This is a genomic window from Lentzea sp. JNUCC 0626, from assembly GCF_043632865.1.
Classification (GTDB): Bacteria; Actinomycetota; Actinomycetes; order Mycobacteriales; family Pseudonocardiaceae; genus Lentzea.
Window position 1 is genome coordinate 8,382,133 of the sequence record NZ_CP171635.1, and the last position, 19,293, is coordinate 8,401,425.

The 19,293-nt window shown below is 67.8% G+C and carries 17 protein-coding genes and 1 pseudogene; 10 read left to right on the top strand and 8 right to left on the bottom strand.

Annotated elements, in window-relative coordinates; all coding sequences use genetic code 11:
- Nucleotides 1-120 precede the first annotated feature (120 nt).
- Nucleotides 121-2,361 carry a glycosyl hydrolase family 95 catalytic domain-containing protein gene (locus tag JNUCC0626_RS39160; RefSeq protein WP_394622200.1) on the top strand — a complete coding sequence of 747 codons (2,241 nt, stop codon included), beginning with the start codon at nt 121-123 and terminating at the stop codon, nt 2,359-2,361.
- 58 nt (nt 2,362-2,419) lie between these two features.
- On the opposite strand, the gene JNUCC0626_RS39165 is transcribed toward JNUCC0626_RS39160, so the two are convergent.
- Entirely contained in the window at nt 2,420-2,815 is a 396-nt protein-coding gene (locus JNUCC0626_RS39165) for an SSI family serine proteinase inhibitor (RefSeq protein ID WP_394615697.1), read from the bottom strand.
- An 88-nt stretch (nt 2,816-2,903) separates the two neighbouring features.
- Nucleotides 2,904-3,773 carry an SGNH/GDSL hydrolase family protein gene (locus JNUCC0626_RS39170; protein WP_394615698.1) on the bottom strand — a complete coding sequence of 290 codons (870 nt, stop codon included), beginning with the start codon at nt 3,771-3,773 and terminating at the stop codon, nt 2,904-2,906.
- An 87-nt stretch (nt 3,774-3,860) separates the two neighbouring features.
- Between JNUCC0626_RS39170 and JNUCC0626_RS39175 the strand changes: the two genes are divergently transcribed.
- A complete protein-coding gene (locus tag JNUCC0626_RS39175; RefSeq protein ID WP_394615699.1) occupies nt 3,861-5,138 on the top strand; it encodes an MFS transporter in 1,278 nt (425 codons plus the stop codon).
- Here the strand turns inward: JNUCC0626_RS39175 and JNUCC0626_RS39180 are convergent.
- Nucleotides 5,070-5,894, bottom strand: a complete 825-nt coding sequence (locus JNUCC0626_RS39180) for a hypothetical protein (protein ID WP_394615700.1) — start codon at nt 5,892-5,894, stop codon at nt 5,070-5,072. The two genes, JNUCC0626_RS39175 and JNUCC0626_RS39180, sit on opposite strands and share 69 nt — an antisense overlap.
- Before the next feature lie 23 nt (nt 5,895-5,917).
- Entirely contained in the window at nt 5,918-6,865 is a 948-nt protein-coding gene (locus tag JNUCC0626_RS39185; protein ID WP_394615701.1) for an SPFH domain-containing protein, read from the bottom strand.
- Nucleotides 6,866-6,924: 59 nt separating this feature from the next.
- Between JNUCC0626_RS39185 and JNUCC0626_RS39190 the strand changes: the two genes are divergently transcribed.
- Nucleotides 6,925-7,611, top strand: coding sequence for an NUDIX hydrolase (locus JNUCC0626_RS39190; RefSeq protein WP_394615702.1), 687 nt, complete (start codon nt 6,925-6,927; stop codon nt 7,609-7,611).
- A 239-nt stretch (nt 7,612-7,850) separates the two neighbouring features.
- Here JNUCC0626_RS39190 and JNUCC0626_RS39195 read toward each other — a convergent pair whose 3' ends face one another.
- On the bottom strand, nt 7,851-8,858 hold the full coding sequence (locus JNUCC0626_RS39195; RefSeq protein ID WP_394615703.1) for a Gfo/Idh/MocA family protein: 1,008 nt from the start codon (nt 8,856-8,858) through the stop codon (nt 7,851-7,853).
- Between the two features lie 193 nt (nt 8,859-9,051).
- On the opposite strand from JNUCC0626_RS39195, the gene JNUCC0626_RS39200 reads away from it, so the two are divergent.
- Both JNUCC0626_RS39200 and metX read left to right on the top strand, forming a co-directional pair.
- Complete coding sequence (locus JNUCC0626_RS39200; RefSeq protein WP_394615704.1) at nt 9,052-10,338, top strand: bifunctional o-acetylhomoserine/o-acetylserine sulfhydrylase; 1,287 nt, start codon at nt 9,052-9,054, stop codon at nt 10,336-10,338.
- A complete protein-coding gene (gene metX, locus JNUCC0626_RS39205) occupies nt 10,338-11,351 on the top strand; it encodes a homoserine O-acetyltransferase MetX (protein ID WP_394615705.1) in 1,014 nt (337 codons plus the stop codon). Before JNUCC0626_RS39200 ends, metX begins: the two co-directional genes overlap by 1 nt.
- On the opposite strand, the gene JNUCC0626_RS39210 is transcribed toward metX, so the two are convergent.
- A complete protein-coding gene (locus JNUCC0626_RS39210; RefSeq protein WP_394615706.1) occupies nt 11,314-12,000 on the bottom strand; it encodes a TioE family transcriptional regulator in 687 nt (228 codons plus the stop codon). The two genes, metX and JNUCC0626_RS39210, sit on opposite strands and share 38 nt — an antisense overlap.
- A 79-nt stretch (nt 12,001-12,079) precedes the next feature.
- Between JNUCC0626_RS39210 and JNUCC0626_RS39215 the strand changes: the two genes are divergently transcribed.
- On the top strand, nt 12,080-13,207 hold the full coding sequence (locus JNUCC0626_RS39215; RefSeq protein ID WP_394615707.1) for an erythromycin esterase family protein: 1,128 nt from the start codon (nt 12,080-12,082) through the stop codon (nt 13,205-13,207).
- On the opposite strand, the gene JNUCC0626_RS39220 is transcribed toward JNUCC0626_RS39215, so the two are convergent.
- The gene (locus JNUCC0626_RS39220; protein ID WP_382441550.1) at nt 13,179-13,685 is read right to left on the bottom strand and encodes a hypothetical protein; all 507 of its coding nucleotides are present in this window, start codon (nt 13,683-13,685) and stop codon (nt 13,179-13,181) included. The two genes, JNUCC0626_RS39215 and JNUCC0626_RS39220, sit on opposite strands and share 29 nt — an antisense overlap.
- A 120-nt stretch (nt 13,686-13,805) precedes the next feature.
- Between JNUCC0626_RS39220 and JNUCC0626_RS39225 the strand changes: the two genes are divergently transcribed.
- From JNUCC0626_RS39225 to JNUCC0626_RS39240, 4 genes are read left to right on the top strand one after another with little or no spacing between them, the layout of a single operon-like run.
- The gene (locus JNUCC0626_RS39225) at nt 13,806-14,924 is read left to right on the top strand and encodes a sensor histidine kinase (protein ID WP_394615708.1); all 1,119 of its coding nucleotides are present in this window, start codon (nt 13,806-13,808) and stop codon (nt 14,922-14,924) included.
- On the top strand, nt 14,921-15,574 hold the full coding sequence (locus JNUCC0626_RS39230) for a response regulator (RefSeq protein ID WP_394615709.1): 654 nt from the start codon (nt 14,921-14,923) through the stop codon (nt 15,572-15,574). Before JNUCC0626_RS39225 ends, JNUCC0626_RS39230 begins: the two co-directional genes overlap by 4 nt.
- A 52-nt stretch (nt 15,575-15,626) precedes the next feature.
- Nucleotides 15,627-16,331 (top strand): alpha/beta hydrolase, encoded by a 705-nt coding sequence (locus tag JNUCC0626_RS39235; protein WP_394615710.1) that lies wholly within the window; start codon nt 15,627-15,629, stop codon nt 16,329-16,331.
- The gene (locus JNUCC0626_RS39240; protein ID WP_394615711.1) at nt 16,328-17,365 is read left to right on the top strand and encodes an acyltransferase family protein; all 1,038 of its coding nucleotides are present in this window, start codon (nt 16,328-16,330) and stop codon (nt 17,363-17,365) included. The genes JNUCC0626_RS39235 and JNUCC0626_RS39240 overlap by 4 nt, the downstream gene beginning before the upstream one ends.
- Before the next feature lie 1,351 nt (nt 17,366-18,716).
- On the opposite strand, the pseudogene JNUCC0626_RS39245 reads toward JNUCC0626_RS39240, so the two are convergent.
- Nucleotides 18,717-19,181, bottom strand: a pseudogene (locus JNUCC0626_RS39245) (hypothetical protein); the annotation flags it as partial.
- Nucleotides 19,182-19,293 lie beyond the last annotated feature (112 nt).

Here is a 19,293-nt window from a genome sequence, read left to right on the forward strand (position 1 = left end):
CATGGCCCTTGACGAAGGCAGGCCGGTCGCGAAAGATCCGATGAATCGCCGCCAGCGAAGACCCGACCGCACAGCGAAGTGAGGTGCTCGGAAGTGGTCGAGCTCAACCGGCGTACGGTGATGGCAGGCGCGCTAGCAGGGGTTGCGAGCAGTGCTCTGCTTCCGGCCGACGCTTTCGCGGGTGATGCGTTCAGCTGGAAGGACTTCATCGGGTCATCCGATCTAAGATGGCAGAAGATGCCCACGACGTGGTTCGAGGGCCCGTTCCTCGGCAACGGCTACCTCGGTTCCGGCATCTACGCCGAGCCCGGCGCCAACGCCATCAGGTTCACCGTCCAGCACTCGCAGGTGCAGGACCACCGGCCGGAGTTCGGGTCGTTGTTCGGCCTGGCCCGGCTGCCGATCGGCTACTTCACGCTCGAACCCGTCGGTGCGATCACCGCCGTCGACTGGCGGCTCGACCTGTGGAACGCCGAACTCACCGGCACGATCACCACCGCTGCCGGGAGCCTGCGGCTCAGGGCGTTCGTGCACACCCGCCGCGACGTCCACGCGATCGACGTTCAGGCCAGCGAGGGCGAACGCGCGTTCCGCTGGGTCTTCCACCCGCTCAAGGCGATCAGCCCGCGCACCGACCCGAAGTGGGGCCGTCAGCCGCCTCCCGGCTTCACCGACAACCCGCCCGTGCAGCTCAACAGCGCCGGTGACGTGCGGCTGGCCGTGCAGCCTCTCAACTCCGGCGGCGAGCACGTGACGGCCTGGCGCGAGGTCACCCGCGGCACCCGCCGGACGCTCTTCACCAGCGTCGCCTGGTCGCATCCAGCCAAAACGGCGGTGCGCAAGGCGATCGCGAACGTCCGGTGCGGCTCGATCGACGCGCTGGCCGTCGACCATCGCCTGTGGTGGCACGACTTCTACCGGAAGAGCTTTCTGTCCATTCCGGACAAGAAGCTGGAGTCGTTCTACTGGATCCAGCTCTACAAGTTCGCCTCGGCGGCACGGCGGGAGGCGCCCGCGATGGCGACCTGCGGGCCGTGGCTCGAGAACACGCCGTGGCCGAACACGTGGTGGAATCTCAACGTGCAGCTGGAGTACTGGCTGATCCACGGCTCCAACCACGTCGACTTCGACGCGGTGACGTACTCGGTCGACCGGTACCGGGACGCCCTCGTCGAGCAGGTGCCGGCTGAGTACCGTCATGACTCAGCCGGCATCCCGCGCACCACCGACCCGGTGCTGAACAACGGTTCCGGGGTCGGCAACTCCGGTTACGGCGTCGGGGTTCCCGGCCGGGAGACGCCGACGCCCGAGGTCGGCAACCTCACCTGGACGCTGCACAACGTCTGGCTCACCTACCGGCACACCATGGACGACCGGGTGCTGCGCGGGGTGCTGTTCCCGTTGCTGCGCAGGGCCGTCAACTACTACTTCCACTTCCTGACGAAAAGGTCGGGCGGCAAGTGGCATCTGCCGTTCACGTTCTCGCCCGAGTACGGCGTGAACGCGCCGGACTGCACCTACGACCTCGCGTTGCTGCGGTGGGGGTGCCGGACGTTGCTGGAGGCAGCGAAGTCGTTGCGCGTCAACGATCCGCTGATTCCTCGGTGGCGGGACGCGCTGGCCAACCTCACGCCGTACCCGGTGGACGCCAACGGGTACATGATCGGCGCCGGGGTGCCGTTCGCGAAGTCGCACCGGCACTACTCGCACCTGCTGCAGATCTACCCGCTGTACGAGGTCACCTGGGAGGACCCGGCGCAGCGGCAGCTCATCGAGACGTCGCTGAACCACTGGATCAGCTTCGAGGGAGCGTTGCAGGGCTACACGTTCACCGGGGCCGCGTCGATCAGTGCGCAGATGTTGCGCGGGGACAGGGCTGATCACTACCTGGGCGAGCTGATGCGCCGGTACATCAAGCCGAACACGATGTACCAGGAGTCCGGGCCGGTCATCGAAACGCCGTTGAGCGCGGTGCAGTCGATGTACGACATGCTCTGCCAGAGCTGGGGTGGCGTGATCCGGGTGTTCCCGGCGGTGCCGTGGCCGGACATCTCGCTCGACGACTTCCGCACGCAGGGTGCGTTCCTGCTGTCCGCGTCCCGGCGTGGTGGCGTTACGCGGTGGATTCGGGTGCGCAGCGAGGCCGGTGCGCCTTGCGTGGTGCGCACGGACATCAAGGATCCGGTCGTGCGGGACGGGCGTGGGCGGCCGAGGAGGTTCTCGGTGCTGCCCAACGGAGATCTGCGCATCGAGCTGCGGCGCGGGGAGGAAGCTGTCATCCACCGGGCCGGTGACAAGCCTGATCTGAAGATAGGACCGGTGGGCGGATCACCGGTGCCTGCATGGGGTTTACCTGGTTAGGGCGCTGCCGGTGCCCCGTCGCGACGGCGGTGCGGCGGGACACCGGCACACGCAGTCATCAGTAGTCGAAGACCTTGCCGGTGAACGCCCGCACGACGCACGGGTTCGAGTACACCTGCTGGAAGTCGATCTTTTTGTTGCGCCACTTGCCGCGCAACGTGGCCTTGGTCGGGTTCAGCTCCATCGTGCACATCGCGCCGGTCTCTTCCAGTCTGCGGAAGTCACCTTCGACGGGGGCGAGCTGGGCGCACGCCTGGTCGGCGTTCTTGTGCAGGCCGCCTGCGGGTTCGCAGTTCAGCTGCGTGGTGCTGAGCGTGCCCATCTCCGGCTGGAGCGAGAGCACCAGGCCGGAGGCGGGCAGAAGGGGCGCTGTCAGGGGCGCTGCGTGAGCCGTCGCGGGGATCAGCGGGGCGGCGAGCGCGAGACAGGCAAACAAGATTCGGGTCCTTGCCATGCCAACACTCTGGCGCGGCAAGGACCCGGAATTCCAACCAACTGAGCGGTAAGCACCAGATCGTGTAAACCGCCGAAAGTGCGTGCAACTAGACGCCGGTTGATTCCGTCCCGGCGAGTGCGGCGGCGACCTGCTTACCCACCGCGTCCATTCCCTTGGCATTCGGGTGAACCGGGAACGCGAGGCTCGTCGGGATGATGCCTTCGACCCACTTGTCCCACGGTGCCGCACACGTATCGCGACCGGAACTGATGTCGTACGGGTTCACGAACGTGGCACCTGCGGCTTTGGCCTGGGTGCTCAGCATTCCGTTGAGGAGCTTCTGGACGTTGTCGAGGTACGGCACGTCGCCGCGCGAGATCGGGACGATCGGCCAGCAGCCACCGGAGGACGGCAGGATCCTCAGGTAGCCCACGACCACGATCTTGGCCTTCGGGCTGCGCTGCTTGATGCCGGCGAGCACGGCGGCCACCTTGGCGGCGGTGGCGTCGACGCGCTGGGCCAGCGAGTCGCCGAAGTTCGCCTTGCAGGGCGCGCCGTGCGGGTCGAGCACGCTCTTGCCGGCGCAGGTCAGGATGATGTCGGAGAAGCCGATGTCGTTGCCGCCGATCGAGACGGTGACGAGGTCCGTGTCGGCTTTGAGGGCGGAGAACTGGGTGACGGACTGGCCGGGGATGCCCGTTTGGACACCCGCCATGTCCTTGGTCTGGGCACCACCGCAGGAGATGTCGGTGAAGTTCGCGATGCCGAGCCTCTTCGCCAGCACCGACGGGTAGTTCTGGGTGGACTTGAAGCAGCTCAGCGGGTCGAGCCGCTGCAGGGGGATGAACGGTCCGGACACGAACGAATCGCCCAGCGAAACGTAGTTCCGGTACTTCGGCGCAGCGGTGGCGGTCGGGACCAGAAACGCTGCTATCAGGGTCGCTAGCAGGGAAACAACAGTCACTCGGCGCGTCATTGCTACCTCGTTACTGAAGAGTAGGAACGTAGGACGAAGGGTGACCGGACCATTGCGCAGTGTCAATCCCTCGACCAGGCTGGAACGATGACGGGGGTACGCAAAGTAGCGGCGGCATCGGCGGTCGGTAACACGATCGAGCTGTACGACTTCCTGCTCTACGGCACGGCGTCGGCGCTCGTGTTCGACAAGGTCTTCTTCCCGCAGTTCGACTCGCGCGTGGGCGTGCTGCTCGCGTTCGCGACGTTCGGTGCGGGCTTCTTCGCCCGGCCGTTGGGCGGCGCGGTGATCGGGCACCTCGGCGACCGGATCGGCCGTCGGCCGATGCTCGTGGTGACGTTGTCCGTGACCGGGCTGTCGACGGCGATGATCGGCTTGCTGCCGACTTACGCGCAGGTCGGCATCCTCGCGCCGCTGCTGCTGGTGTTGCTGCGGATCGTGCAGGGCTTCTTCATGGGCGGCGAGCAGGGTGGCGCGTCCTTGATGGCCGTCGAGCACGCGCCGCCGGGCCGTTGGGGCTGGTACGGCAGCTGGGTGTTCATCGGGTCGCCTGTTGGGCTCGTGCTGGCGAACCTCGCGATGTACGCGTCGTCGCGGGCTTCCGGGGACGCGTTTTTGAGCTGGGGCTGGCGGTTGCCGTTCGTGTTCTCGATCGTGCTGGTCGGGATCGGGCTCTACATCCGGCTGCGGGTGACGGAGTCGCCGCGGTTCGAACGCGCGGAGAAGGCGCGGATGCCGATCGCCGAGGTGCTGCGGGACCGGTGGCGCGTGGTGCTGCTGGGGGCCGGTGTGAACCTCGGCTTCACGATCTTCATCTACGTGCTGAGCGTGTTCATGATCGGCTACGGGCGCACGGCGTTGAAGATCTCCGCGGACGACCTGCTGATCGCGACGATCGTGGGGTCGATGGCGCAAGTCGTTGCGGTGCCTGCGTTCGCGTTGCTGTCGGACCGGGTCGGGCGGTTGCCGGTCATGTTCGGTGGCGCGATCTTCCAGGCCGCGTTCGCGTTCCCGTTGTTCTGGCTCACCGACTCCGGCTGGTTCACGTTCGCGATGGTGCTCGGGTTCGTGGGCTCGGCGGCGTTGTTCGGGCCGTCCGCCGCCTACTTCGCCGAACTCTTCCGGACGCGCGTGCGCTACAGCGGGGTGGCGTTGAGCTTCCAGCTCGGCGCGGTGCTCGGTGGCGGGCTCGCGCCGTTGGTCGCGCAGTCGTTGCTGCGCACCGGAACCTGGGCGATCGCGCTGTACCTGATCGCCGGTGCGGTGCTGTCCGGGGTCTGCCTGCTGGTGATCGGGTCAGCGCACGAGGCGGAGCCGGCGGGTGGCGAGTCCGACGCTCAGCCGTTGGCCCCAGCCCAGTCGTAGCGCGTCGCTCTCGATGCCGTCGCCGAACGCGACCAGGCCGTCGGTCTCGACGTCGATGGTCAGGGCCTGGTCGGTGATCTCGCCCTCGGTGTGGTCGATGCCGGTGGTCGGCGACGGCCAGGCTTCCCTGACGAACCAGACGAGTCGTGGCTCGGTCGGGGTGGGGAGGGCGATTCGGCTGTTGCGTTCGCGGTGGGCCGAGCTGCACCACCCCGTCGAGCCCGTGCCGGTGCCGATCAGGATTCCGGACGATGCCTGTCGTTCTTCGCCGATGCGGTAGCGGCTGGTCTGGTGGGTCGGGTGGCCCACGTAGATCTCGTTGAGCGCGTGGAGGGTTTGGCCGTCGTCGGTTCTGGCCTCGACCATCGTGCGGTCTTCGGTGTTGTTCGTGTTGTGCAGCAGGTCTTCTGCTTCGGAGGGGGCGTGTCTGGCGAGCACGCCCCGGTCCGGGTTGATGCCGATGACGGGCTGGTCGGTCAGGTACTTGGCGACGTTGGCCACCAAGCCGTCCTGACCGACGATGACGACTACGTCCTCGGGCGCGAACAGGAACCGCGACAGGTCTTCCCGCTCGACCACGCCGCGGCGCCAGTCCAGCGGGATGGCGGCGCTGACTTCTCCCAGCGCTTGTCGGGCCTGCTGGTCACGATCCACCACCTCGTCCAGGGTTCGGTTGCGGGACTTGAGGAAGAACTCGACCTGTCCTCGTGTCCCGTGTCGTGCCAGCAACTCTGTCAGCTCGGTGCGTCTGTGCACCAGCACAATTCTGGGGGCCAGGCTCATCGCGCGAGTCGGTTCAGGATCGGCTGGATGATGTCCGGGGTGAGCGTGATGCTGCCGATCTCCGGGAGGTTGCCGGCGAGTTCCTTGGCTGCCAAGGCGTACAGGGTTTGCTGGGGGACTTCCTTGTAGGCGTCGAGTCGTGCCTTCTCGCCTGCGGCTTCGGCTTCTGCCAGCTTGCGGATGCCGTCTGCCTTGGCGTCGTCGGCGATCCTTGCCGCCCTCGCGTGGTCTTCGGCTTGTTTGAGGGCGTTGGCGCCTCGTTGCACCACCAGGAGTTCTTCTCGCTTGGCCAGTTCGATCTGGTTCTGGAGTTCGTTCTCGCTGATGGCTCGTTCTCGTTCTACTGCCAGGGCTCGGCGTTCGTAGGTGGCCTTGTCGGCCTCCTGCTGGACCTTCTCTCGGACGGTGGTCTGGAGGGCCTTCTCCATGTCGGCGTCCGGGCGGATGGCGACCACGCGGACGTCGATGATCTCCAGGCCGATGTGGTCTGCCTTGAGGTTGTCCTTGACCTGTTGTTTGACGCGTTCCACGCCGGTTTTGATGGCTGTGTCCAGGTTCAGGGTGCCCAGGGTTTTCAGGGCGTGTTGCTGGGTGGTTTCGGTGAGGGTGTTGGCGATCTGGCTCAGCGGGTCCTGGCGCCAGGTGCCGGTGTCCGGGTCGATCGAGAAGTCGATGCGTTGGGTGGTGGTTTCCGGGGTGGTGCAGCGGTAGGTGATGGTCAGTTGGACCGTCACGTCCTGGTAGTCCTGGGTTCTGGCGTGGAAGAGCATCGGGAGTTCTCGGTCGTCCACCGGGACCTCGCTGATCACTGCTGATCTGGGGCGGAACCAGAAGCTCAGGCCCGTGCCCTCGTGGATCAGCTTGCCGTTCTTGACGTGTCGGATGTGGACGGTGGGGGTGCCTCGGAGGTGGCGGAGTCCGGGGTAGGTGCTGATGTCGGCCATCGTGGCGCTCCTCATCGGGTGCTTATCGTCGTGTTGACGATAAGCCTATAGTGGGAGGGGTGTACTCGCCAAGTGATTTCCCTCCCTTCGCTGTGACGGTCGACCTGGTGGTGTTGACCGTTCGTGGGGACGAGCTGTGTGCGTTGCTGGTTCGGCGGGGGGAGGCGCCTTACTTGGGGGAGTGGGCGCTGCCTGGCGGGTTTGTGCTGGTTGACGAGTCCTTGGATGCTGCTGCCGCTCGGGAGCTGGTGGAGGAGACCGGGGTTGCCGGGTTGCATCTGGAGCAGCTTGGGACGTATGGGGAACCGGGGCGCGATCCTCGTATGAGGGTGGTGTCTGTGGCCTACCTGGCGTTGGCGCCTGATTTGCCTGTGCCGGTGGCTGGGACCGATGCCGCTGCTGCCTCGTGGGAGCCGGTTGGGTCGGTGTCGTCGTTGGCGTTCGACCACGGGCGGATTTTGGGGGATGGGGTGGAGCGGGCTCGGGCCAAGTTGGAGTACACCGGGCTCGGGGCCGAGTTCTGCGGGCCTGAGTTCACGGTTGCCGAGTTGCGGCGGGTTTACGAGATCGTTTGGGGGAGTTCGTTGGATCCCCGGAACTTTCATCGGAAGGTCACCGGGGTTGAGGGGTTCCTGGTGCCCACCGGGGAGTCGACTTCTCGGGATGGGGGGCGGCCGGCTGCTTTGTACCGGCGGGGGGCGGTTGGGGTGTTGCATCCGCCGTTGGTTCGGTCGCCTGGTCCGTAGCGTTCCCCTGTTGCGGGCGGCCCGTTCTGTTGCGTGCTTCCCCCTGGGGGCTCTGCCCCCAGACCCCCGGCAATCTGATCGGGGGGCTCCGCGCCGCTCTTGGGTTGATGGCACGCCTGTTTGTGTTGGGCGGCTGCCTGTTTCGTAGTGTGGTTGCGTTGGCGGTGGGGTCGGGACCCCACCGCCGGGATCGCTTGCTCAGACGGGCTCGCCTTCGGCTTCGCGTTCCATCAGGTGTGTTAGAGCTTTACCGCGTCTCCTGTGGTTGCTGACTGCTTTGCCGCTTCGATTACCTCTAGGCCCGTCACTGCGTCCTGTGGTGAGACTGGGGCCTTGCCTGCTGCTACCTGGGCGTAGAAGTCCTGGTAGGCGCCTGGTTCGGTGCGGTACGGCTTGCCGCCGACCTTGCCCCACGCTTCCTCTGGCTCCTCGCCCCAACCTGGGCCTGCTGGGGTGTCGCCTGCCTTGAGGCGGTCTTCCTGCGGGTCCATGCCGTGCTTTACGTAGGCGGCGTCGTGGCCCAGCACGCGGAAGCGGGGGCCCAGGTCTGCTGCCAGTGCGCTCATCCAGAGGTGGGAGCGGACTCCGTTGTCGTGCGTCAGGGAGAGGAAGACGTCGTCGTCTGCCTTGGCGCCTGGGCGGACTGTGGTGATTTCGGCGTGGACTGAGGTTGGGCGGCCGAAGAGGGCCACTGACTGGTCCACCAGGTGGGTGCCCAGGTCGAAGAGGATGCTGCCCAGGTCTGCCGGGTCGCCTGATTCCTTCCAGGAGGACTTGATTTCTGGGCGGTAGCGCTCGAAGCGGGACTCGAACTTGTGGACTGCGCCCAGGGTGTTGTCGGCCAGGAGTTTGCGGACGGTCAGTAAGTCGCCGTCCCAGCGGCGGTTGTGGAACGGGACCAGTTGCAGGCCTTTGGAGGAGGCTATTGAGGCCAGGGCTCTGGCCTCCATGGCTGAGGCTGCGAAGGGCTTGTCGACCACCACGTTGAGTCCGTGTTCCAGGACCTGGCGGGCGTGGGTTGCGTGGAAGCGGTTCGGGGTGGTGATGACCACCAGGTCGAAGTTGCCTTGCCAGACTTCGTCCAGAGAGGACAGGAGGGTGGCGTTCGGGTAGCGCTCGGCCACCTCGGCTTGGCGTTTCGGGTTCGAGGTGACCACTGCGGAGAGTTCCAGGCCCTGGGTTGCCTCGATGAACGGGGCGTGGAAGGCCGCCCCACCCAGTCCGTAGCCGACTAGAGCTGTGCGCATGCGATCAGCCTAAGCGTTCTCACCTGATGGACGGGGTGTCGGAGGGACCGGGTGGAGCCCTACCTTCGTCTGCATGACCATGCCGCTGGTTAGCCGACGCCACGTGGATTACGTGCGCGTCACCAGCATGGCCTGTCGTTGCTCTCGTTGATCCCCAACCCCCTCGCATCAACGAACGTTCTGGAGCACAGCCATGTCCTGGTCCTTTGAGACTGCTCAGATTCACGCGGGTGCCGCGCCCGATCCGGCCACTGGTGCTCGCGCCACGCCGATCTATCAGACGACGTCGTACGTGTTCAGGGACACGCAGCACGGGGCGGACCTGTTCGCGCTCGCTGAGCCCGGGAACATCTACACGCGCATCAACAACCCCACGCAGGACGTGCTGGAGCAGCGGGTTGCCGCGCTCGAAGGCGGGGTGGCCGCGGTGGCGTTCGCCTCCGGGTCGGCTGCCGGGACGGCGGCGATCCTGAACCTCGCGCGGGCCGGTGACCACCTGGTTTCCAGTGCCTCGTTGTACGGCGGCACGTACAACCTGTTCCACTACACGCTGCCGAAGCTCGGGATCGAAGTGTCGTTTGTGGACGATCCGGACGATCTCGACGCCTGGCAGTCGGCGGTGCGACCCAACACGAAGTTGTTCTTCGCGGAGACGTTGGCGAACCCGCGGTCGCACGTGTTGGACATCGAGGGTGTCGCTGGGGTGGCGCACGCCAACCAGGTGCCGTTGGTGGTCGACAACACGGTGCCCACGCCGTATCTGCTGCGGCCGTTGGAGCACGGGGCGGACATCATCATCCACTCGGCTACCAAGTACCTCGGTGGGCACGGCACGGCCATCGCCGGTGTGGTGGTGGACGGCGGGAAGTTCGAGTACGGGGCCGAGAAGTTCCCCGACTTCCACGAGCCCGACCCCAGCTACAACGGGCTGCAGTACTGGCCGGTGCTCGGGCACGGGGCGTTCGCGGCGAAGTTGCGGGTGCAGGGGTTGCGGGACACGGGGGCGGCGATCGCGCCGTTGACCAGCTTCCTGGTGATTCAGGGCATTGAGACGTTGTCGTTGCGGATCGAGCGGCACGTGCAGAACGCGCAAGCGCTTGCGGAGTGGCTGGAGGATCGGGACGAGGTCGAGAAGGTGCATTACGCGGGCCTTGCGTCGTCGCCGTTCCACGCCAACGCTCAGAAGTACCTGCCGAAGGGGGCGGGGGCGGTGGTGAGCTTCGAGTTGCGCGGTGGTGTCGAGGCCGGTCGGGCCTTTGTGGACGGAACGAGTCTGTTCAGCCAGCTGGTGAACATCGGGGACGTGCGGTCGTTGATCGTGCACCCGGCCTCGACCACGCACAGCCAGCTCACGCCGGAGGAGCAGGTCGTCACGGGTGTGACGCCCGGGCTCGTGCGGTTGTCGGTCGGGCTCGAAGGGCTGGAGGACCTCAAGGCCGACCTGGAGGCGGGCTTCACCGCGGCGAAGTCCCAGTTGTAGTGGGCGGATGGCGGTTCGGCGATCCGAACGGGCGGCGGAAGTGGTTCAGCCACGCCGACCGGTTCGGGGAACTGCCTGGATTCCAGCTCGCGTACGAGACGTGGGGGACCTTGAACGCCGAGGCCTCCAACGCGGTGCTCGTGCTCCACGCTCTGACGGGCGACAGTCACGTCGCCGGGGGCGTGGAGCCGGGCCACCCCACGCCGGGCTGGTGGGATTCCCTGGTGGGGCCCGGGAAACCGCTCGACGGGTTCTTCGTCGTGGCGCCCAACGTGCTGGGCGGGTGTCAGGGCAGCACCGGGCCCTGGCAGTACCCCGGGTTCCCGGCCATCACGATCCGCGACCAGGTTGCGGCTGAGGTGCACCTCGCCGACTACCTCGGAGTTGCGCGGTGGGCTGCTGTGCTCGGTGGGTCGATGGGTGGCATGCGGGCCGTCGAATGGGCGGTGAGTGCACCCGATCGGGTGGAGTCGTTGTTGTTGCTGGCGACCACGGCGGCGGCTTCGGCCGAGCAGATCGCGCTGGCGTCGGCGCAGCTGCACGCGATCGGCGTCGATCCCGTTGCGGGATTGGGGATCGCGCGGCGGATCGCGCACATCAGCTATCGGAGCGAGCAGGAGTTGCAGGCCCGGTTCGGGAGGGAACGCAGAGAGGACGGGCGGTTCGAGGTCGAGTCCTATTTGGACCACCACGCGGCGAAGCTGTCCAGGAGGTTCGACGCGGCCAGTTACGTGACGCTGACCGAGGCGATGAACTCCCACGACGTCGGGAGCGGGCGGGGTGGGATCAAGGCGGCGTTGCAGCGGGTCCGGGCACGCACGATCGTCGCCGGGGTCGATTCGGATCGGTTGTACCCGTTGGCGCAGCAGGAAGAACTCGCGGCGGGGATCACCGGGGCGGACGAGGTCAGGGTGATCGAGTCGCCGTACGGGCACGACGCGTTCCTGATCGAGAGCGAGCAGGTAGGCGCGTTGGTCACGGAGTTGCTGCCCGTGCGGTCAGGTACTCGCTGAGCCGGGCCGACGCGGTCAGCATGGCCAGGCCGCGGGACTGGAGGCGGCGGCGCCAGTCGGTCAGGGCGGTGCCCAGCGTGTCGGTGCCGCCCGCCGAACGGATCTGGTCCACCACCAGGGCTATGCGCGCCAACGGATAGCCGCCGCGGCGCAGCAGGTGGGCCAGTTCCGCGTCGCGCACGTCCTCCGCGCGGAACAACCGGTAGCCCGTCGGTTCTCGTTGCGGCACCAGGATTCCCGCCTCCTCCCACGCCCTGAGCGTGGCCGGGGTGACGTCCAGGCGACGGGCCAGCTCGCCGATCGTGCGCGGTTCCAGGACCGGTTCGACGTCGGTCAGGTTCGCGACGGCGTTGCTGACCGAGTCGAGGGTCGCGCGGTCGCGGAGGAGTTGCTCGTGGCCCCGGTCGATCGTCAGCAGCACGTCGTCGAGCGAGTCGGCGTGCACGGCGTTCATGATCTGGCCGGCGGTGGCGTGCCCGTAGGCGGGGATCAACGCGATGAACGTGCGCAGCGCGGCCGCGTGGACCTCGGTGTAGACGCGGTAGCCGGACGGCGTGCGCTCGGCGGGCGGCAGGAAGCCCGATTCCTCGTAGTTGCGCACCGCCTGGGTCGAGAGGCCGTGCTCGCGGGCTAGGTCGGCAGGTCGCACAGTTGAGACTTTAGAGCAGGCGGGGTGGCTCTATTGCGAGAAAGTCTCAATGGAGCTTTCAATGTTACGGTTGAACCACATGAGCCAGGACATCAGCGAGTTCATCACCCCCTTCACCGAACTCCTCGCCTTCGGCGAGCCGACGCACCTCGAACACGCCCACTCGTGGGTGCGCAACGAGCTGTTCGAGCAGCTGGCAGGCCTGGGCTACCGGTCGATCGCCCTGGAGTCCTGCCGCATCCGGGGGCTCCTCGTCAACGACTACGTGCACGGCGGCGACGGCGACCTCGACGTCGTCATGAAGGAAGGCTTCTCCCACACGTTCGGCGAGAACTGGCCTGCCAACCGCGACCTCGTGAAGTGGATGCGCGAGTACAACGCACACCGACCCGAGCACGAGCGGCTGTCGTTCCACGGCTTCGACTTCCCGGGCGAGACGGTCAACGTCCCCAGTCCGCGCCCGTACCTCGAACACGCCCGCGACTACCTGGGCGAGGACGTGGACCTGAGCACTGACGACGAGAAGTGGAGCCGGGACGAGGCCGTCATGGACCTCACGAAGTCACCGGGTCGGTCGGAGGAGGCGATCAGGTTCCGCGAGATCGGCACCGGCATGCTCAAGCGGCTGCACGAACGCAAGAGCACCGACGCGGCGTGGGTGCGCGCCGAGACGTACCTCAACGCCGGGCTGAACCTGCTCCAGTACCACCGCGAGTGCGCCGAACCCAACCCGCTGGGCGTCCGCCTCAACCGCCTGTGTCAGCTGCGCGACGGCATGATGGCCCACAACCTGCTGGCGATCCGGCGCGAAGAGGCGGCGAGCGGGCCGACGCTCGTGTTCGCGCACAACGCCCACCTGCAGCGCACCAACTCGTCGATGGAGATGGCCGGCGAACGGATCGAGTGGTTCTCGGCGGGCGCGCTGGTGGCCCCGATCCTCGGCGACCGGTACACCGTCATCGGCGGCACGCTCGGCCGCAACGACTCCATCGGACTGGGCGAACCGGACAAAGCCACCCCGGAAGGTCAGCTGCAGGGCCGGTTCACGACCTGGGGCATCACCGGTGACAAGCCGGACGGTCCGCGCCGGACCGACACCGGCGGCGACCCGATGTTGGAGATGGCGTACTTCCCGCTCGACCAGCACCTGATGAACGGGGTCGACGCGCTGCTGCACGTCAGGGTTGGTCGTCCAGCGACGCGGTGATCCAGGGCGCGATCGGCAGGTCGCGCGTCTCGCACTCGATGGCCAGTTTCAACGTCCACCGCAGGGCTTGTAAGACCACGGTCGCGAGCTCCTGCGGCTGGCCGTTGGCCAGCGCGATCTCGATCTGCTCGGACGCCGCGTCCTGGTCGCCGTGCACCTCGGCCAGCAGGGCGCGGATCGCCGTGCGGACAGGCGGGTCGGCGTCGTCGATCTGGACCTCGTTGCCTTCCTCGTCGAACACCTGCATCTTGACCGGGGTCGCGCCGCCGGAACCGAGTGCGCTGACCATGCTGCTGCACTCGGCGAACAGCAGCAGCACCAGTTCACGGATCTCCTCGTTGCCTTCCGGAGACCCGCTGAGGTACCCGGTCACGAGGTCCACCGCCACAGCGTCTTCCCCGGCCCTGGCAGCAGCCAGCGCCTCGCCGGCGACGGCGGTCAGCCTCGCCCAGCGATCTGGATCCTGTGGTGGTCTCACAGGTACTGCCTACCGCGCGGTGTCACGGATTAGCAATGCCCCATCTTGATCAGAGTCATACCCCGGTACGTCACTCCGCAGGTCAATGTGCGAATCAGCGGATCGACCTAGCATCGGCTGGTGTTCCGCGCGTTGTACCGGACCGTTCTCGGTCCCGATCGCACCCGAGTGCTCGCCAGGCCGCTCGGCCGCCTGCGCGTTCCCGTCCACGCCGGCCTGATCATCTACGCCGCCGTCTGGGGAATCGTCGCGAGCGCCAACTACGTGCGACAACAGGACTCGGACGGCTGGTGGGTCGTCATCTTCCTGTCGACGGTCGTGCCGTACGTGCTGCTGATCTGGTCACCGTTGCTCGCCTGGCGACTCGCCGCGCTGAGCTTCTACTTCGTGGCTCTGCTGTGCGCCGGCGAAGGAGCCTCGGCGTTCCAGTACTGGACGGCGATCCCGCTTCTCGTGGCAGTCGCTGCCTTCTACTCACGGCCGATCGTGATCAGTGCCACGGTGATCAGCGCGGTGCTGGTCGCCGTCACCGAACGGCAGGCGGCCGACCTCGCGTTGTTCGTGCCGATGCTCGCCGCCGTCGTGTACCTGTTCGGTGCGCGCGGCCGGGCGGAACGCGACCTCGAAGAAGAACGGGACGCCAAGGCCGCGCTGGAGGAACGTGCCCGCATCGCGCGCGAGATGCACGACGTCGTGGCGCACCACATGTCGATGGTGGTGGTCAGGTGCGAAACCGCGCCCTACCGCCTCAAAGGACTGAGCGACGAGGGCCGGCAGGAGTTCGCGGAACTCGGCGAGGCCGCGCGGGAGGCGATCACCGACATGCAACGCCTGCTGGGCGTGCTGCGGACCAACGGCGAGGCGCCCCAACGCGAACCGCAGCCCGGCATCAGCCGCATCCCGGAACTGGTGCGGCCCGGCGACGAGGCTGAGGTGGACGTGGACGACGTCCCGGAGGCGGTCGGCCTCACCGCGTACCGGATCGTGCAGGAGGCGCTCACGAACGTCACCAGGCACGCGCCCGGCGGAACGGCGTCCGTCCACGTGCGCCGCGACGGCGACCGGTTGGACGTGCTGGTGCGCAACACCGCGGGTGGTCCGTCACGCGGTGGCGGCAGCGGGCAGGGTCTGGTGGGGATGCGGGAACGCGTCGCGGTGCACGGTGGCACGCTGACCGTGAAGTCGACCGAGGACGGCGGGTTCGTGGTGCGGGCGAGAATTCCGTTGGGGGACAAGTGATCAGGGTGGTCGTGGTGGACGACCAGGAGATGGTCCGGGAGGGCTTCTCCGCGTTGCTGGCCGCGCAGGACGACATTGAGGTCGTCGGATCCGCGGGGGACGGTGTGCAGGGCGTGGCGCTGGCCAGGGAGGTCGCGCCGGACGTCGTGCTGATGGACATCCGCATGCCCGAGATGGACGGACTCACCGCGACGCGGCTGCTGCTCGACGGGTCGGCCGAGGTGAAAGTGCTGGTGCTGACCACGTTCGACCTCGACGACTACGTCTACGAGGCGTTGCAGGCGGGGGCCAGCGGGTTCCTGCTCAAGCACGCGCCCGCCCGTGAACTGCTGAACGCCGTGCGCGTGGTGGCCGCGGGCGAGGCGTTGCTGGCCCCTTCGATCACCAAGCGGCTGATCGAGGACTTCGTGCGCTCCCGGCGTTCGGAACGGGTGCGGCCCGCGCAGCTGTCCGCGTTGACCGAACGCGAGACCGAGATCCTCGTGCTGATCGCGCAGGGCCTGTCGAACTCCGAGATCGCCGCGTTGCTGGTGGTCGCCGAGCAGACGGTGAAGACGCACGTGAGCCGCGTGCTGATGAAGCTCGGCCTGCGCGACCGCGCCCAGGCCGTGATCGCGGCGTACGAGAGCGGGCTCGTAGTACCGGGGTAATGGCGCTGCGGGGTGACGATCTCGTGGTCGTCGTCTTCCTAGCTTCGGGGACATGCGCCGAGCTGTCCTGTTCCTCCTGCTGATCGCCCTGCCGTCGGTCGCGCCGTCGATCGCGCAGTGGCGTGCCGACGTCGCCCGCCGGGTCGCGATCGTCGGGGACCTCGCGACCGCACGGGACGTCGTGGTCGTGGTGCCGGGGTCCGACGTGGACGTCGACCGGTTCGACCGGACGGTCGGGCGGATGGCGGCCAACCTGTACGCGGAGGCCCACCGCGACGACCTGGCGGTGATCGCCTGGCTCGGGTACCGGACGCCGCAGGGACTCGGGGTGGACGCGGTCACCGGATCGCTGGCCCGGCAGGGGGCCGTCGCGCTGGTCGACTTCGTGCGGGCGTTGCCTTCCGGGGTGCGGGTGCACGTCGTCGGGCACAGCTACGGGTCGGTGGTGGTCGGGCTGGCCGCGCACGACCTGGACGTCGCGGACGTCGTGTTCACCGGGAGTCCCGGGGTGCGAGCGTCGTCGGTGGCCGAGCTGGGGACGCGGGCGCGGGTGTGGGCGTTGCGGTCGAGCGGCGACTGGATGCGGTTCGTGCCCCACGCGCGGTTGTTCGACCTCGGGCACGGGACGGATCCGGCTTCGGACGGGTTCGGGGCCACGGTGCTGCGGTTCGAGGGCGGGAAGCACGACACGTACTACGAGCCCGGCACCGCCACGCTGGCCGCGCTCGTCCGGATCGCATCGGGGGAAGAGCAGTGAACGGCGAGTCGCCCAGGAACCCGTTCATCGACGCCGTGCGGGCGTTGGCGGTGGTCACCGTCGTGCTCGGCCATTGGCTGGTCACGGCGTTGGTCGACACCCCGACCGGCATGTACATCGACAGTCCGCTCAAGCACCTGCAGTCGCTCACACCCGTGTCGTGGGTGCTGCAAACGCTCGGCCTGTTCTTCTTCGTGGGCGGGTTCGCGGCAGCTCACTCCAAGACGCCATTCCTCACCCGTCTCAAGCAACTCGCCGTGCCCACGCTGCTGATGCTGGCCTGCTGGGCGTCCGTCCTCTTCGGACTGATCCTGCGCGGCGTCGACCAGGGCACCGCCTGGAACATCGGGTTCCTGGTCACCACGCCGTTGTGGTTCCTGGGCGTCTACCTGGTGCTGCTCGCGATGAAGCCGTTGGTGCGCAAGCTGGACGAACACTCGTGGGGTGTGCTCGTGCCGGTGCTGCTCGTGCTGGTGGTCCCGTACGCCGTGTGGTGGGCTGCCTGGCAGCTCGGGTACGCCCTGGCACGCCGCCGGATTCCCGGTCCGCCGCTGCTCGTCGCGGGTGTGCTCGGGTACGCGCTGCTGACGACGTTCGGTGGGTATCCCGTCTCGGCCGTGGGGATTCCGGGCGAGGCGGTCTCGAACCTCAACCCGCCGAACTACGCGACGCTCGCGCTGGCGTTCGCGCAGATCGGGCTGGTGCTCACGATCGCGCCCGCGCTGACCAGGCTCGGCACGGCGAAGCCCGCGGCGTGGCTGAACAGGCGGGCACTCGGGATCTTCCTCGCGCACCAGAGCGCGTTGATCACCGTGACGCTGGCGCTCAGCGCGTGGGGGCCGTTGCCGGGGCTCCAGCAGCCACCAGATCATCCGGACTGGGTGTGGCAACGGCTGCTGTGGCTGCCGGTGTGCGCGGCCGTGACCTGGGGATGGCTCCGAGCACTGCGAGGCCGATCGCCACGGCGTGCAGCACCACCACCGGAGGAGCCGGGTCCAGCGCCAGCATCGGCGGTACGCACGCCAGTGCCGTGAGCAGCCACGGCAGGCGCGTGTCGCAGCTGCCGGTGCGGGCCGTGTGGATCAGGTACCAGCCGAGCAGCAGGTGGATGAGGTTCTGCAACGGGTCGACCGGCAGCAGCACCAGCACGCCGTCGCCGAGGAACCCGCTCACCACGAACCCGAGCACGCCGAGCGTCCCGAACGACACGCCCATCGCCGTCGCGAGGCGGGTGCGGTGCGACTCGTGCGCCAACCGGTGCACCCGCACCAGGCGACGTTCGAACCGGTGGAACACCAGGATCAACGGCACCAGCGCGAGCACCAGCCAGATCGGCGCCTGCGTGAGTCCGAGCAACCCGACCAGCGCGCCGACACCAGCGAGGTAGGCGAGGTACACCGTCATCGGCGCGCGCCGGGCGAAGTTCACGACGTGCCACGACCGGCCGTCGAGCCACGTCGTGAGCCGTTCGCGGGCCAGCAGCGCCAGGCACACCTGCGCCACGCCGAGCACCATCATCGAACGCGGGTAGTCGCTGAAGAACACCAGCGCGGGCACCGTCACGGCACCGAGCGCGGCGAGCAGCCGGCGCGAGAGCCGGGTCAGCGTGCCGTCCGCGTAGAAGAACCCGATCTGCTGCATCAGCAACGCGCCGACGATCAGGTTCACGTACCCGCCGGTCTTCCAGTCCGTCGACGTGCGCGCGACCTCGACCGCCATCGTCACGATCACCAGCACGAACGGCGTGGTGCGGCGGAAGTTCTTGTGCAGCCACGCAGCCGCCGGGGTCGCCGCGACCGCCAACAGGTAGACCCCGAGGAACCACAACGGATGCGTGATCAACCGGCTGTAGGCGTCGACCTTGACGTCCAGCAGGTTCAAGGCCGCGAACAGCACCACCCACAGCAGCACGAACGCGAGCACCGGTCGCAGCAGCCACGACGTCCGGCTCGACACCCAGCAGCCGAACCCGCCCTGGTGCTCCTGCCAGCTGCGCAGGTTCGCGTGCCCGCCCGCGAAGAAGAACAACGGCACCGCCTGCAACGCCCACAGCCACGGCGTCCCGTCCCCGCGCAGGTGCGCGAGCGTCGCCACCGTCTCGCCGAGCACCAGCAACGCGAGACTGAACAGCCGCAGGAACGTCGCGTACCTGTCCTGCTCGGCGTTCTGCAGCACCTCCGGCAACGGCGCGCTGTCGTCACGACGGCGGCCGTGCAGCCGCGCCAGCAACAGGAACACCACGACCGCGCTGCCGAACGCCCACGCCACCACGGGTTCGTGGCCGGGCGCACCCCAGCGCTGCCTCCAGGAGTTGAACTTCAGGCCCATCGCGTAGGTCGTGGCGACCGCGTGGCAGCTCTGCTCGGCGCCGCGCGGGTTCAGCCGGCACTGGGCGTGCAGGTCGGTCGTGAGCCGGTCGTCCAACGCCTTGCGCGCCTGCGGGCCGAGCGGATCGCCCTTGTGGTCGGCGTAGCGCAACAGGTCGTAGCCCAGGTCGTGCGCCCGGCACGCCGCGCTGAAGTCCCACTCCGTGTCGCCGGCCGGGCCCGAACAGCCGCCGTCCTTGTCGACCACCCGCAACGTGCCGTCCGGCGCGGTGATGGTCTTCGGGTCGCGGCCCATCTCCTTGGCGAAGTCGCCCGGCAGGTTCAGGTACGGGTCGTGCGTCGCGGACGGCGCCACGAACGCGTTGACGGCGTTGGCCGCGGCGATCACGTCGGCACTCGGCGGGATCCCGCTGTCGCCGGTGGCCGGGCGGGAGGCGATCACCCCGCACACGAACACCGCGAGCGTGATCACCGTGAACCGGAACCAGGCCGGGAGTCGGAGGAGGAGTTTGCGCGCGCCCATTGTCGAGCCAGGTTACGGAAGGGTCTCGGCTGATCGCCAGTTCGCCAGGTCAGCCGCACGCCATCCGTCGATCGGTGGATACGAGCCGATGACACGGATGATGTTGGTCCTC